Raw genomic sequence first — 13,107 nt, forward strand, 5'->3', positions numbered from 1 at the left:
TCAGAGGTCGAGCAGCCAGCTGTGCTGCGGGTCGTTATGGAACTGCCAGACCCGCTTCGGACCGGCCATGACATTCAGGTAATACGACTCGTACCCGTAGGGCACGCTGACCGGGTGGTAACCCTTGGGCACCACCACCAGGTCACTGTTTTCCACGGCCATGGCCTGGTCGATGCTGCGGTCGTCGGTGTAGACCCGCTGGAACACGAAGCCCTGGGACGGGTTGACCTGGTGGTAGTAGGTCTCTTCGAGAAAGCTCTGGTGCGGCAGGTCGTCGGTGTCGTGCTTGTGGGGCGGATAGCTGGACGAATGACCGGACGGCGTGCGCACTTCCACTACCAGCAGCGAGTGGGCCGGTTCGCTGTCGGGCAGGATGTCGCAGACATAACGAGTATTGGCGCCCTTGCCGCGAACGCTGCGTTTCATGCTTTGCGGGCGGATCAGCCGTGGTCCGTATTCATTGCTGGCCGCGCCCGGCGCGGCGCACACCGCTACTTGCACGTCGCTCAAGGCCGTCACCTGGGCCTGGCTGCCGGGTGGCAGGTATGCGGCGTAGGGGGATTTATCCTCGAACACCGAGTGGCGGTCACCGAGGTTGTCCCAGTTGAACGTTCCCTGCCCCGGCGCTTCGCCCTTGAGGTCGATACGCCCGCTGAGCAAGACCACACACAACTCCTTGTCACCGGCCATCACCGGAAGGGTTTCTCCGAGGCTCAGGCGGTAGGCCGCGAAGCCCACGTAATCCAACGCACCATGGGGCAGTTCGACCAGTTTCTGGCCGCCGGGATTGCTCTTGATCAACAGGCTCATGCCGGCATCCTCTCTTGCAGCAGGGCACGCAAGGTGTCGTAGCCCTTCTTGGCGTAGACATAACTCGGCGCCACGGCGGGGTCCTGCTCGGCTTCCACCACCAGCCACCCTTGGTAGTCGGCAGCCAGTAGGACGTCGAGCAACGCAGCGAAATCGATGTCGCCATCCCCCGGCACGGTGAAGGTGCCATTGATGATGCAGTCGGGGAAACTCCAGAGGTTGTTGCGCGCCAGCTGCACCACGGGTTTGCGCACGTCCTTGAAATGCACGTGACAGATGCGCTCGATGTGCTTGCGCAAGACTTGCAGCGGTTCGCCACCGCCCATGTAGCAATGCCCAGAGTCGAACAGCAGGCCCACTTCGCTGCCGGTCAGGGCCATCAGCTTGTCGATGTCCGAAGGCGATTCTACGTAGGCGCCCATGTGGTGGTGATAGGCCAGTCGCACGCCCTGGGATAGGGTGAAGCGCGCCAGTTCGGTGAGCTTGTCGGCGTAGGCTTGCCAGGCTTCGTCGGTGTGAAAGCGCGGGCGTTCGATCAACGGGATGCGCTGGCCCTGGATGGAGTCAGCCACTTCGCCATAGACCAATACCGTCGCGCCGTTCTGCGCCAGCAGTTCGACATGGCTGGCGATGGCGTCGATTTCCTCGGCCGCCGAACGCCGCGCCAATCGACTGGAATACCAGCCGGAAACCAGCGCCAGGTCGTACGGGCGCAACACATCGCCGACGCCCTTGGCGTCCTTGGGGAACTTGCCGTTGAGCTCAAACCCTTCGTAGCCGATTTCCTTGCCTTCGCTCAGCGCCGTGCTCAAGGGCGTCTCGCCGCCAAGGGACGGCAGGTCGTCGTTGCTCCAGGAAATCGGGTTGATGCCAATTCGAATAGCGGGCATGGCTGCACCTTTTATTGTTGTCCCTAATGTTCAGCCGATCACCTGTGGCGAGGGAGCTTGCTCCCGCTCGGCTGCGAAGCAGTCGCAAAACTATGGATGCGGTTTTACCTGTCAAATCGAGGGTGGCTGGATTTGGGACTGCTTCGCAGTCCAGCGGGAGCAAGCTCCCTCGCCACAAGGGCCCTGTCATCAAGCCCGGGCACTGCGCCACGCCTCGATCAATTCCACAAACCGCCCCTGCACGTCCCGGATCAACGTTTCGTCATCGATCTCCCCGGCCATCCAGGCCCGGCTCGGCTCCTGGAAAATCGTCCGGCCCACGGCAAAGCCCCGGCAGGTGGTGCTCTGGCTGGCCTGGCGGAAGCCCTCGGCCAATGCGGCGGCCGGGGCGTTGAGGCCCAGCAGCACCACGCCACGGCAGTACGGGTCGCGCTGCTGGATCAACTCGTCGAGTTGCTTCCACTCTTGGGCCGTCTGCGCTTCGATCTTCCACCACGCCGGGAAAATACCCAGGTTGTAGAGGCGCTTGAGGGCGCGATAGAGCACGTCCGGATGGGCTGATGGATGATCCTTCGGCGGGATGACTTCCAGCAGTAACTCATGACCGCTGACCTGGGACGCCTTGTACAAGCCCATCAACTGGGCCTCTTGTTCCAGGCGCAGCAGCGGTTCGTCGTCGGGGTGAAATTGAACCAGGCATTTGATGATCTGCTCCTGCGGCCAGGCAATCAGGTTGCTGCCGATGGAGCGCCCGTGCTCGAACGCCAGCGGCCGCGAGCCCTGCACTTCCACCGGCCGCGCCACCCACCAGCCACGCCCGGTGGCCGCGTTGAGGGAGTCCTGGCCAAAGCGCTGGTCGGCCAGCAAACCGACATCGGCGGCGATACCCTGGCGTTGCAGGTCGACCTCGACCCGCTGCACAGCCTGGATGAACAGTTGCTTGAGCTCGCTGATACTGTCGAGGCCACGCCCGCCGCGCTGAGCCAGTTCCACCAGTTGCCAGCGATGGTCGAAGGCGAAGATGAACAACTGCTTCCAGGCCCTGCGCGGCACGCTCACCTGATGCAGCCGTTGCAGCGCGGCATCCTGGTCCGGTCGGGTGATGGGCACCGGGCTGTTGAACAAATAGTCGAGTTCGGCCCGGGTCGGCATCGCCGGAGCGCAGGCATGGCGCGAAACCACCAGGCCACCGCAGGCATTGGCCAACTGGCAGCAGCGCTCATCGTCGGCGTCCTCCAGCCAACCGGCGAGGAACCCGGACATGAACGCATCACCGGCACCCAGCACATTCAAGACTTCGACCCTAACGCCCGGGTAAATGGCGCCGTCTTCCAATCGGTTCGGGATGTCACCGTGGATCACCGTGCATCCTTGTGGGCCGAGCTTGACCACCAGGGTTGCCGCCGTCAGCGCGCGCACCGTACGCAGCGCGGCCAGCAGGTCCTCGCTGCCGCCAGCGATGAGGAATTCTTCCTCGGTGCCGACGATCAGGTCGAAACGCGCCAGGATGCCTTGCACGTGCTGGCTGACCTTGCGGTCGGCAACGAAACGGGTTTCACCGTCGGCCTTGCTCGCCAGGCCCCAGAGGACCGGGCGGTAATCGATGTCGAGAACGCATTTGACGTTGTGTTTTCGGGCATGGTCCAGCGCCTGGATGCTCGCGTTGTAGACGCCTTCGGTAGAGAAATGAGTGCCGGTGATCAGCAGCGCCTTGCTGGAAGCGATAAAGGTTTCGTCGATGTCTTCGGCCCGCAGCGCCATGTCCGCGCAGTTTTCCCGGTAGAACACCAGGGGAAAGGTCTCGCGATCCTTGATACCCAGCAAGACCATGGCGGTCAGGCGCTCGGCATCGACCTTGATGCCGCTGACGTCACAGCCTTCCCGGGCGAGGGACTGCACCAGGAAACGCCCCATGTGATCGTCGCCTACACGGCTCAACATCGCCGATTTCAGCCCCAGGCGGGCCGTACCGAAGGCGATGTTGGCCGACGATCCACCCAGGTACTTGGCAAAACTGCTGACATCTTCCAGCCGCGCGCCGACCTGCTGCGCATAGAGATCGACGCCCAGGCGTCCCAGGCAGATGACATCCAATTGACGCCCACTGGCAAAACGAGTCTGGCCCATGCTGGCTCCTGTTATTTTTATCAGCCTGCGCTTGCCGTCGGAACCGACGCCAACGCTTTGGTGAATGCAGACTAAAACGAGCAAGCGCCAAGAATCAATATTTTTTCCATATATTTTTATCATGGAATATTTTTTCCAATATGCTATTGCTCAACCGGGCCAGACGCGGTGCATCGTTTCAGCAGGCGCGACAACTTCGTTCACCCATGATTTTCCTCCCGCCTACGCTGTAGACTGCGACCAGCCAACCTATTGTCGAGGATCGGCCCGTTTTTCAGGGGCGTCCTATAAGAACAAGCCAGAAGGATTTCCTATGACCCGCCCCGATCTGCAGGCGCCGTCCGAGAGCGCGTCCGAAGCCGCCCTCCCCAGCCCACCGATCAACGCCGAGCGGCTGTTGCAACTGATCACCGAGGAATACGAAGGCCTGCCGCGCCAGCTCAAGCGCATTGCCAGCTATATGAGCCAGCAAAGCGACCGGATCATGGTTGATCGCATCAGCGACATCGCCCGGGAATGTGAAGTGCATCCCTCGGCCATCGTGCGCTTCTCCCAGCGCTTCGGCTTCAGCGGGTTCAGCGAAATGCAGGCTTTGTTCCGCGAGGCGTACACCCACAAAACCACGCCGGTACAGAACTACCAGCAACGCATTCGCAGCATGATCGCCAACAAATCCCAGAAGGCCAGTGCCGGCGACCTGGCCCGGGAATGCGTCAACGCGACCCTATCGGGTATCGAACGCCTGGGGCTGGAGCTCGAAGACGAGGCGTTCGAAAAAGCCGTGGACCTGGTGGTGAATGCCGACAACATCTATGTGGTCGGTGTGCGGCGTTCATTCGCGGTGGCCGATTACCTGGTCTACAACCTGCAGCACACCAACAAGCGCATTCACCTGGTCTCCGGCCTGGGCGGCAGTTATCGCGAGCAGATGCGCAGCGTGCGGGCCAACGACCTGGTGATTGCCATCAGCTTTACGCCTTACGGCAAGGAAACCCAGCACTGCCTACGCATTGCCCAGCATCACCAGGCGAAGACACTGATCATCACCGACAGCAACTTATCGCCGCTGGCCAAGCGGGCCAACGCGGTGTTGCTGGTCAACGAAGGCAGCTCGTTCGCGTTCCGCTCGTTGAGCGCCACGTTGTGCCTGTGCCAAGCGCTGTTCATCGCCGTGGCCTACCGACTCGAACTCAAAGTCGATGAAATCCATGAACAGGTCGGCTTCGAGGATTGATACCCGACCTGCCAAACCGCTGAAGGAGAAGCCATGAAACTGATCGGCATGTTGGACTCGCCCTACGTGCGACGCGTCGCCATTTCCGCCAAATGCCTAGGGATTGCCCTGGAACACGAATCGGTGTCGGTGTTCCGGCAATTCGAGCATTTCCAGAGCATCAACCCGGTGGTCAAGGCCCCCACGCTGGTGATGGATGATGCCTCGGTGTTGATGGATTCCACCTTGATCATCGATTACCTGGAGGCACTGGCCGGCCCGGCGAACAGCCTGATGCCGTCCGATCCAGCCCAACGATTGCGCTCCTTGCAATTGGTCGGGCTGGCGCTGGCGGCGTGCGAAAAGTCGGTGCAGATCTATTACGAACGCACCCTGCGACCGGCGGATATCCAACATGCTCCGTGGCTGTCACGAATTTCGGGCCAGTTGCTGGCCGCCTACGGTGAGCTGGAGCAAGCCCTGGCAAAACAACCGCTGCCCACCGATGGTTCCATCGATCAGGCCGGCATCACCGTCGCCGTGGCGTGGACCTTCACCAACCTGTTGGTGGCGGATCAAGTACAGGGCAAGTCCTTCCCGCAGATCAGCGCATTCACCGCCTATGCCGAAGGGTTGGAAGCCTTTGTCAGCACGCCGGTGGAATGACGGCTGGATACATGCCTTTGTGGGAGCGAGCAAGCTCGCTCCCACAGGGTTCAGGCCGGTTCCATTTTTCTAGGCTCTGGAGTCGGCGCTACCTCGAAGCGGTCGGCCAGGAATGGCGTGATGTCCAGTGGCAGCGGCTCCTGGTTCACCAGTTTGTCCAGCAGCACGCCGGTGATGGCCGAGGTCAGGATACCGGTGCGAAAGTGCCCGCAGGCGTTGAGGTAGCCCTCGACACCGCGCATCGGCCCCAGGATCGGTAGCTCATCGGGTGAGCCTGGACGCAGGCCGGCCCAGGTGCGCTTCAGGTTGATGTCGGCCAGTTGCGGGATACAGCGCACGGCACCCTGTACCAGCCCTTCGATCTCCGGGTAGGTGGTGGTCACGTCGAACCCTTTGTCCTCCGTGGTGCTGCCGATGAGGATTTCGCCGTTGTCTTTCTGCGCCACGTAGCAGTCGCTGGTGGTCAGGCAGCCATTGAGGATTTTGGGCATGCGCTCGGTCAAGAGGATCTGGCCCTTGACTGGCTTGACCGGGATCCGCACGCCCGTTGCCTGCTCGCTCAGGTCCGCCGCCCAGGCGCCGGCGGCGTTGATCAAGGTCTGGCAAGTGAATGTACCGGCCTCGGCGGTCTTCACGCCGGTGACCCGCGTCCCGCTTCGCAACACGTCAGTCACGTTGGTGTTGAAGAACAGGTCGACACCGTTCTGCCGCGCGCCCTCGGTGTAGGCGTCTGCCAGGCGGAATGGGCTGACCTGATGGTCGCACAGGAACTCCAGGGCACCCCGGGCCTCGTAGCTGACGTTCGGCTCGGTCTCGCGCAATGCCGCCTGGTCGAGCCAGCGCACCTGATCGGCCAGATGAGGAATGCAGGCGACAATATGCTCGGCATACAACCGATCTTCATCGTCGTAGATCACGAACTTGAGCCCGGTCCGTTCGAACTTGAAATCCATGCCATGACGATCGAACAGTTCCCGGTGCAATTGCGGGTACATCGCGTTGGACTGCAAGGCGAATTCGAAAAACGAGTCGGGCAGGATGTGCGGCGTGCTGGCATCCACCGCCACGGCGGCGCCCTGGGCCTGGCGCTTGCGATTGGCTGACATCATCCTGAAGAAAATCACCCCGCAACCCAGGCCCACCGATTCGCCAATGGCCCAGAGGCCACCCGCCGAGGCGCGGGTGGCGTTGCCTGGACGCTTGGCGTCGATCAAGGCGATCTTCAGATGGTTGCGCTTGGACAGCTGGTAAGCGCAGGAGGCGCCGATCACGCCGCCACCGGCAATCACAACATCGTAATGCCTAATCATGGGAAACGGCCTCCGTGCCGAGGTACTGGAACGCTGAAAAAGGAACAGGATCTATGGGGAAACGTGGCCGCAGCCACCCTACATCAGCGCGCCCGGTGGCCTCGCGCAACCGGTCGCTGCAATAACCGACGCACATGCGCCCCTGGCAGTCGCCCATGCTCACGCGGGTGCGCATCTTCAGGCTGGCCATGTCTTGCACGCCCTGCGCCAGGGCCCGGTCGATGTCGGCGCGGGTGGCATGTTCGCAGCGGCAGATCACCGTGTCGGCGGCAGGCAGCGCCGTTTGGCCCGCCCCACGCTGGGTGTAGCGATCGACCGCGGCGCGAAAACGAATGATGCGGTCCAGTTGTGCCTGGTACCGCTCGCGACGCCCGAGGGCTGCCGCCTCATCCAGGACGTTGCGTTGCACCAGCACCGACAGCGCCGCGATGCGCCCGCTCAGCATGGCTGCCTCTCCCCCGCGAATCCCGCCCATGTCGCCCGCCAGATGGACATGCGCCTCGCTGCCCCGTTGCCAGGCATCGGACTCGGCACGCAGATAGCCGTCGTCGCTGAAACCATGTTCCAGGCCCATCTGCTGGCTCAGCTGGGTGCGCGGGATAAACCCGTAGCCGACGGCCAACGTCTGGGCCGGCACCTGTTCGGCGCGCGCAAGGTCCGGTTCCCAATTTACGGAGTACGGCGCTACGGTCACGGCGCTCAACTCGCCCTCGCCTTCGGCACGCACCACGCCCCAGCCATAGCGCACGGGAATGCGATGGCGCTTGAGGTACGCGAGCATGCCCAGGCCGTCGAGGAACAGTTGCGGCTTGTTCAGCAGCGCTAGGCTTTCCTTGGCGATCCTGCCGAACGCACACGCCTCATAGACACCCGCCACGGTGACGCCCGAGGCGTGAAGCTGACAGGCCACCAATGGCAATAACGGGCCCGTCCCGGCGATCACCACCGGGCTAGGCGGCTTGACCACGCCGCTCTTGATCTGCAGCTGCAAGCCGCCAAGCATCATCACGCCCGGGAGGGTCCAGCCAGGGAACGGTACGCTGCGTTCATGGCACCCCGCTGCCAGGATCAACTGCGAATAGGCAACCGACCGCAAGCGCTCGTGCGCATCGAGCAGCGTCAGCGCCCGGAATCCCTCCGCCCCGATGACACGGCAGCCCAATTGCACGTCGATCAGGTCGGCGTGGCGCTGGAAGTCCCCGTGGAGCTTCTCCAACGCTTCGCTGTAGCGGGCCCCCAGGTAATCCAGGCATACGCCATCGCGCAAGGGGCCGCGATAAACCACGCCACCGAGGCGCGGCGCCTCTTCGAGCAAGGTGCAGCGCACCCCGTGGGAGGCCAGCTCGGTAGCCGCCGCCATGCCCGCCGGCCCGCCGCCGACGATGACCGGATCGAGGTTCATGGCGCCTCCGTTTCAGCAATGCGGTTGGCCCGGGTCTCGATCTGCATGCCGGGGCGCACGAGAGTCTGGCAGGCGCGGCGCTTATGGCGACCATCGATCTTGACCAGGCAGCAATGGCAAACCCCCATGCCGCAATAGGCGCCACTGATCTGGTCGTGGTCGTTGCGGGCCACCTGCCGGCGACCCAGGGCCTGGATCACGGTAAGCACGGTTTCGCCCTGGGCGGCATTGACAGCCTGTCCGTCCAGGAGCACGGTCATGTCAGCCTCGAGCGGCTGGATATCGTATTGTCGGTGTATGAGGTCTTGAGGTTGCATCATGCAGCTCTTCCTTGAAGGTTCAGTCGGTCTTGGCTCCTTGCGGCACGCCACCACCCGCCTTGCGGCGATGCCCATCGGCGACTGCGCGCCAAAACAGGGCAACAGGCGCAGCATGCTGGTGCGCGGCGCAATGATGTTAGGGATTATTTGTGACGAAGTGTTGATCCAGGCCAATCAATGCGCACGTCCGCGCCCATGAACTTTTTTTCAGAAAGCCGACAGGTATTCTTTGGCAGAATGCTGCGCAGTCGCTCCAATTACTCACCCGGTACTGACCATGAACCGCATCCTGACCATCGAAGACGACGCCGTGACCGCTCGGGAAATTGTCGCCGAACTGACCCGCAACGGCCTGGACGTCGACTGGGTCGACAATGGCCGCGAAGGCTTGGAGCGCGCGGTCAGCGGTGACTACGACCTGATCACCCTCGACCGCATGCTCCCCGAACTGGACGGCCTGGTGATTGTCACCACGCTACGGACCATGGGCGTGGCCACGCCGATTCTGATGATCAGCGCCCTGTCCGATGTCGACGAACGCGTCCGCGGCCTGCGCGCCGGTGGCGACGATTACCTGACCAAGCCGTTCGCCACCGATGAAATGGCCGCCCGGGTCGAGGTGTTGCTGCGCCGCAACAACGGTGCCCGTGAACCCGAGACCGCGCTGCGGGTGGCGGACCTGGAGCTGAACCTGATCAGCCGCGAAGCCAGCCGCAACGGGCAACTGCTCAGCCTCTTGCCCACCGAATACAAACTGCTGGAATTCCTGATGCGCAACAGCGGCCAGATCCTGTCGCGCATGATGATTTTCGAAGAGGTCTGGGGGTATCACTTCGACCCCGGCACCAACCTGATCGACGTCCACATCGGTCGCCTGCGCAAAAAAATCGACCCGCCGGGCCTGGAGCCGCTGATTCGCACGGTACGAGGGTCCGGCTATGTCATTGCTGAACCCCGCTAAGGGCTGGCGATCCTCCAGCAGCCGCCTGCTGGCGCTCTACAGCGCGCTGTTCGTGATCTGGAGCGCCATCCTGATGGGGGTGATGTATTACGAAGTGTTTGGCTACCTCGACAGCCTCGCCAAACATTCCCTGATGCAACGCCAGCACCTGTTCGCGCGCATCCACGGCGACCAGCTGGAGGACGCGCTGATGGCCAGCCTGACGTTGGACGAACGCGGCGTCGACGCCTACGGCCTGTTCGATCCGCAGTTGCGCCATCTGAGCGGACCGATCCAACGCATCCCCGCCGATCTGCCGCTCGATGGCAAGATCCATATGCTCGGCGGTTGCGTCGATTCCGACGACCCGGGCGTGCCGTCCGACAGTTGCGACGCGATAGCGACCCGGACCCAGGATGGTCGCTGGCTGGTGCTGGCGCGGGACAACGGCTCGTTGTTCGCCGTGACACGCATCATTTCACACGCGCTGTTCTGGGGCGTATCGCTGACGATCCTGCCGGGCATCTTCGGCTGGCACCTGCTGCGGCGCCGGCCGTTGCGGCGGATTCGCAAGCTGCAAGCCAGCGCCGAAGCCATCGTCGCCGGTGACCTGACCCATCGCCTGCCGCTGTCGAGCCGCCGCGATGAACTGGACATGCTGGCGGCCATCGTCAATGCCATGCTCGACCGCATCGAACGGCTGATGAACGAGGTCAAGGGCGTCTGCGACAACATCGCCCATGACTTGCGCACGCCACTGACCCGCCTGCGGGCCCAGCTCTATCGCATCCAGCAGGAAGCGGCGGACGGCTCGCCCGAAGCCTTGCAGATGGATCAGGTGATCGCCGAGACGGATACGCTGATGGCGCGGTTTCGCGGGCTGTTGCGGATATCGGAGTTGGAGGACCAGCAGCGTCGCTCCGGCTTCATGCGCCTCGATCCCTTGCAGTTATTGCAAGAACTGCACGATTTCTACCTGCCCCTCGCCGAAGAGCGCGAGCTGGTTTTCAAGCTGGAGGTGCCCGCCAGCCTGCCCCTGCTCAACGGCGACCGGGCGTTGCTGTTCGAGGCCGTGTCGAACCTGCTGAGCAATTCCATCAAATTCACCCCACCGGGCGGTGAGGTGATCCTGCGCGGCGTCGACCAGGGCGATAGCACCCGCATCGAAGTGCTCGACTCCGGCCCTGGCATCCCGGAGGCAGAGCGCAAGGCGGTGTTTCGCCGTTTCTACCGCGCCGAGGGCAGCAGCCAGCACGGCGGATTCGGCCTTGGCCTGTCCATTGTCGCGGCGATTGTCAATTTGCACGGATTTACCCTGGAAGTGGATCGCAGCGAGTCGGGCGGCGCCCGGCTGGTGCTCGATTGCCGGGCGACATTGCTCTGATTCGTTGGCCCGTGGCGAGGGAGCGCGTCTTAGCGGACCAGGAAATCAGGCAGGATCACTGCGGTGCAACGGCGTGTTCTGCAGTTCGTAGCGCAGCTCGTCAATCAGCTTTTCCAGGCCCTCTTCAGAGCGGATGCTCTCGACGCTCATGCCGCTCACCACCAGGTCGACCTCGCCGCTTTCCTGGTGATACAGACGAATAGTCAGCGTGCCATCGCCATTGAGGTTGCATGCGCAGGACAGCGGAGCAAAACTTTTTTCGAGGCGGGCGCGAAGCGGAGCAAGATGGGTCATCGTTCGCACCTCAGCTTCGAAGTCGCAAATGACCGTTGGACACACCCGGCCTCCTGGCTCCCGCAGACTTCCTGTCGATCTCGCACTTGAAGGGCTTGTTGCGCATTGTGGCGTATTCCTTGACTGTTTCGTGGGGGACGCGACATCAACAGCTATGCCGCACCCTCTCAGCCTAAGGAAGGAGGCGCCCGCGAAGAACCCGAATTTGCACTAGCACGGCAGGTGCATATGCACTGGCTACTATGGTGCCTTCATCCGCCATTCATTTGCGTACAACCCCCGCTCCCGCGCCCAGACAATCGCTTCGCTGCGGCTATGCACGTCCAGTTTGGAATACAGCGTAGCCACGTGATTGCGCACGGTGTTTGGCGCGAGCTTGAGCCGCGCGGCGATTTCCTTGTCCGCCAGGCCTTCGCAGATCAGGCCAAGCACATCGCGTTCCCGGGCCGTCAGCTCGGTGAACGATGTCGTGGGGCTTTGCGCGTTGATACTTTTCACATTGGCGAGTTTTTCGATCAAGGTCCGACTGAACCACGAGGCGTCCTTCATCACTTCCTCGATGGCCGCCACCAGTTCCAACTCCGAACGCTTGCGTTCGGTGATGTTCATCAGCACCAGCAAATAGCAGGGTTTGTCCTGGATGACCACAGTGTCGGCCGCCACTTCGCAGTCGATCTGTTCGCCCCCCTTTCTGTGAACCTTGATGTCGACGCCGGACACAGTGGCGGTCTTTTCCAACCGCGCAAAAAGCGTCGCGCCTGCGTCCTTTTCGAGAAAACCGATTTCCTCGACGGTCTTGCCCAACAACTCTTCGCTGGCATAACCGGTCGCCTGGAGGAAGGCTTCGTTGATTTCCAGCAATTGCTGCTCAGCGCTACAGATCAGCGTTGGCACCGGCGACAGGCGGAATGACTTGGCAAAGCGCTCCTCGCTTTGACGCAGCGCCGTCTCGGCCTTGCGCCGGGGCTCCATGTCCATGAAGGAGAACAGCATGCAGTCTTCATCGTGCAGGTCCAGGGGCTGGCCGGCGACGATCACTTGCTTGCTGCTACCGTCCGGCAAACGCATTTCGGCCTGCATCTGCGGAATGGTCGCACCCTGGCCCAGGCGCTCGATGGCCAGGTCACGCTTCTCGGCCGCTTCGAGCACATCCAACTCATACACCGAACGGCCGATCACCTGCTCGCGGCTGTAGCCGGTCATTTCCAGGAAGCCCGCGTTGACCTTGATATAGCGCAGGTCGCTGAGGCGGCAGATCACCGCAGGCGCCGGATTGGCACCAAAGGTTCTCTCGAACCGTTGCTCAGCGCTGGCCCATTCAGTGGCATCGCTGAGAATCAGCACCAGGTATTCCGGCTCGCCGGCACGGTCACTCAGGACCATGCTGCGGATGCGGTGAACCCAGGTCCGATCCGGGTCGGCGTCTGGCGTGACTTCCACCAGCACATCGCTGAATTCATCGCCACGAGCGACGCGGGCGATGGGGTAATTGTCTTCGGGCAACGAATGGTTATTGCGATAGCGCAGGTGGAAACGCTTGGCGTATTGCTTGGCATTGGCGCCCAACTCGCCGAGCTCCGTGACGCCGTGCATGGTCAGGGCGGCTTCATTGGCCCAGGCAATGGTCTGGTCGACCTCGACCAGTATCACGCCGTCAGACAATCCGGCGATGATTTGCAGCAATTGGCGGCGATTGGTATCGGTGTTCGGGACGTCCTGATTCATTGGGTCTCCATGGGTCGTGACGTTCA

The 13,107-nt window shown here is 62.4% G+C and carries 13 protein-coding genes; 5 read left to right on the forward strand and 8 right to left on the reverse strand.

Translation table 11 applies throughout. The features are described 5' to 3' along the window. The 3 genes from iolB to J3P90_RS15120 form a co-directional block, all read right to left on the reverse strand. Positions 1-810 (reverse strand): 5-deoxy-glucuronate isomerase, encoded by an 810-nt coding sequence (gene iolB / locus J3P90_RS15110; RefSeq protein WP_434611041.1) that lies wholly within the window; start codon positions 808-810, stop codon positions 1-3. Beyond that, a complete protein-coding gene (gene iolE / locus J3P90_RS15115; RefSeq protein ID WP_434563673.1) occupies positions 807-1,700 on the reverse strand; it encodes a myo-inosose-2 dehydratase in 894 nt (297 codons plus the stop codon). The genes iolB and iolE overlap by 4 nt, the downstream gene beginning before the upstream one ends. Before the next feature lie 189 nt (positions 1,701-1,889). Beyond that, positions 1,890-3,827, reverse strand: a complete 1,938-nt coding sequence (locus tag J3P90_RS15120; RefSeq protein WP_420766610.1) for a bifunctional 5-dehydro-2-deoxygluconokinase/5-dehydro-2-deoxyphosphogluconate aldolase — start codon at positions 3,825-3,827, stop codon at positions 1,890-1,892. A gap of 313 nt (positions 3,828-4,140) precedes the next feature. Here J3P90_RS15120 and J3P90_RS15125 point away from each other — a divergent pair, with 313 nt between their 5' ends. Together J3P90_RS15125 and J3P90_RS15130 are read left to right on the forward strand one after the other, a co-directional pair. Continuing rightward, on the forward strand, positions 4,141-5,061 hold the full coding sequence (locus J3P90_RS15125; protein ID WP_434650799.1) for a MurR/RpiR family transcriptional regulator: 921 nt from the start codon (positions 4,141-4,143) through the stop codon (positions 5,059-5,061). Positions 5,062-5,094: 33 nt separating this feature from the next. Then, positions 5,095-5,706 carry a glutathione S-transferase N-terminal domain-containing protein gene (locus tag J3P90_RS15130; protein ID WP_420766612.1) on the forward strand — a complete coding sequence of 204 codons (612 nt, stop codon included), beginning with the start codon at positions 5,095-5,097 and terminating at the stop codon, positions 5,704-5,706. Positions 5,707-5,756: 50 nt separating this feature from the next. Here the strand turns inward: J3P90_RS15130 and hcnC are convergent, their stop codons facing one another. The 3 genes from hcnC to hcnA are packed head-to-tail and all read right to left on the reverse strand — an operon-like array spanning position 5,757 to position 8,735. Next, positions 5,757-7,016 carry a cyanide-forming glycine dehydrogenase subunit HcnC gene (gene hcnC / locus J3P90_RS15135; protein WP_434674975.1) on the reverse strand — a complete coding sequence of 420 codons (1,260 nt, stop codon included), beginning with the start codon at positions 7,014-7,016 and terminating at the stop codon, positions 5,757-5,759. After that, positions 7,009-8,418 (reverse strand): cyanide-forming glycine dehydrogenase subunit HcnB, encoded by a 1,410-nt coding sequence (gene hcnB, locus J3P90_RS15140; RefSeq protein ID WP_434674976.1) that lies wholly within the window; start codon positions 8,416-8,418, stop codon positions 7,009-7,011. Before hcnB ends, hcnC begins: the two co-directional genes overlap by 8 nt. Then, a complete protein-coding gene (hcnA, locus tag J3P90_RS15145; RefSeq protein ID WP_420766636.1) occupies positions 8,415-8,735 on the reverse strand; it encodes a cyanide-forming glycine dehydrogenase subunit HcnA in 321 nt (106 codons plus the stop codon). Before hcnA ends, hcnB begins: the two co-directional genes overlap by 4 nt. 1 nt (position 8,736) lies before the next feature. On the opposite strand from hcnA, the gene J3P90_RS15150 reads away from it, so the two are divergent. From J3P90_RS15150 to J3P90_RS15160, 3 genes are all read left to right on the forward strand, one after another. Beyond that, positions 8,737-8,937, forward strand: a complete 201-nt coding sequence (locus J3P90_RS15150) for a hypothetical protein (RefSeq protein WP_420766615.1) — start codon at positions 8,737-8,739, stop codon at positions 8,935-8,937. Between the two features lie 78 nt (positions 8,938-9,015). After that, entirely contained in the window at positions 9,016-9,699 is a 684-nt protein-coding gene (locus J3P90_RS15155) for a response regulator transcription factor (RefSeq protein WP_047230191.1), read from the forward strand. Further along, positions 9,677-11,062: a sensor histidine kinase gene (locus J3P90_RS15160; RefSeq protein ID WP_420766616.1), complete on the forward strand. Its 1,386-nt coding sequence runs from the start codon at positions 9,677-9,679 to the stop codon at positions 11,060-11,062. Before J3P90_RS15155 ends, J3P90_RS15160 begins: the two co-directional genes overlap by 23 nt. 45 nt (positions 11,063-11,107) lie before the next feature. Here the strand turns inward: J3P90_RS15160 and J3P90_RS15165 are convergent, their stop codons facing one another. Then, complete coding sequence (locus tag J3P90_RS15165; RefSeq protein ID WP_420766617.1) at positions 11,108-11,356, reverse strand: DUF1652 domain-containing protein; 249 nt, start codon at positions 11,354-11,356, stop codon at positions 11,108-11,110. Between the two features lie 240 nt (positions 11,357-11,596). Continuing rightward, a complete protein-coding gene (locus J3P90_RS15170) occupies positions 11,597-13,081 on the reverse strand; it encodes a PAS domain S-box protein (RefSeq protein WP_434628470.1) in 1,485 nt (494 codons plus the stop codon). Between the last annotated feature and the right edge of the window lie 26 nt (positions 13,082-13,107).

Source organism: Pseudomonas sp. D3-10, assembly GCF_051132175.1.
Taxonomy (GTDB): domain Bacteria; phylum Pseudomonadota; class Gammaproteobacteria; order Pseudomonadales; family Pseudomonadaceae; genus Aquipseudomonas.

What these genes read in the sequence shown, in the direction of transcription:
- iolB (WP_434611041.1), bottom strand. Translation starts at nt 810, where the DNA reads ATGAGCCTGTTGATCAAGAGCAATCCCGGCGGCCAGAAACTGGTCGAA.
- iolE (WP_434563673.1), bottom strand. Translation starts at nt 1,700, where the DNA reads ATGCCCGCTATTCGAATTGGCATCAACCCGATTTCCTGGAGCAACGAC.
- J3P90_RS15120 (WP_420766610.1), bottom strand. Translation starts at nt 3,827, where the DNA reads ATGGGCCAGACTCGTTTTGCCAGTGGGCGTCAATTGGATGTCATCTGC.
- J3P90_RS15125 (WP_434650799.1), top strand. Translation starts at nt 4,141, where the DNA reads ATGACCCGCCCCGATCTGCAGGCGCCGTCCGAGAGCGCGTCCGAAGCC.
- J3P90_RS15130 (WP_420766612.1), top strand. Translation starts at nt 5,095, where the DNA reads ATGAAACTGATCGGCATGTTGGACTCGCCCTACGTGCGACGCGTCGCC.
- hcnC (WP_434674975.1), bottom strand. Translation starts at nt 7,016, where the DNA reads ATGATTAGGCATTACGATGTTGTGATTGCCGGTGGCGGCGTGATCGGC.
- hcnB (WP_434674976.1), bottom strand. Translation starts at nt 8,418, where the DNA reads ATGAACCTCGATCCGGTCATCGTCGGCGGCGGGCCGGCGGGCATGGCG.
- hcnA (WP_420766636.1), bottom strand. Translation starts at nt 8,735, where the DNA reads ATGCAACCTCAAGACCTCATACACCGACAATACGATATCCAGCCGCTC.
- J3P90_RS15150 (WP_420766615.1), top strand. Translation starts at nt 8,737, where the DNA reads ATGCAGCTCTTCCTTGAAGGTTCAGTCGGTCTTGGCTCCTTGCGGCAC.
- J3P90_RS15155 (WP_047230191.1), top strand. Translation starts at nt 9,016, where the DNA reads ATGAACCGCATCCTGACCATCGAAGACGACGCCGTGACCGCTCGGGAA.
- J3P90_RS15160 (WP_420766616.1), top strand. Translation starts at nt 9,677, where the DNA reads ATGTCATTGCTGAACCCCGCTAAGGGCTGGCGATCCTCCAGCAGCCGC.
- J3P90_RS15165 (WP_420766617.1), bottom strand. Translation starts at nt 11,356, where the DNA reads ATGACCCATCTTGCTCCGCTTCGCGCCCGCCTCGAAAAAAGTTTTGCT.
- J3P90_RS15170 (WP_434628470.1), bottom strand. Translation starts at nt 13,081, where the DNA reads ATGAATCAGGACGTCCCGAACACCGATACCAATCGCCGCCAATTGCTG.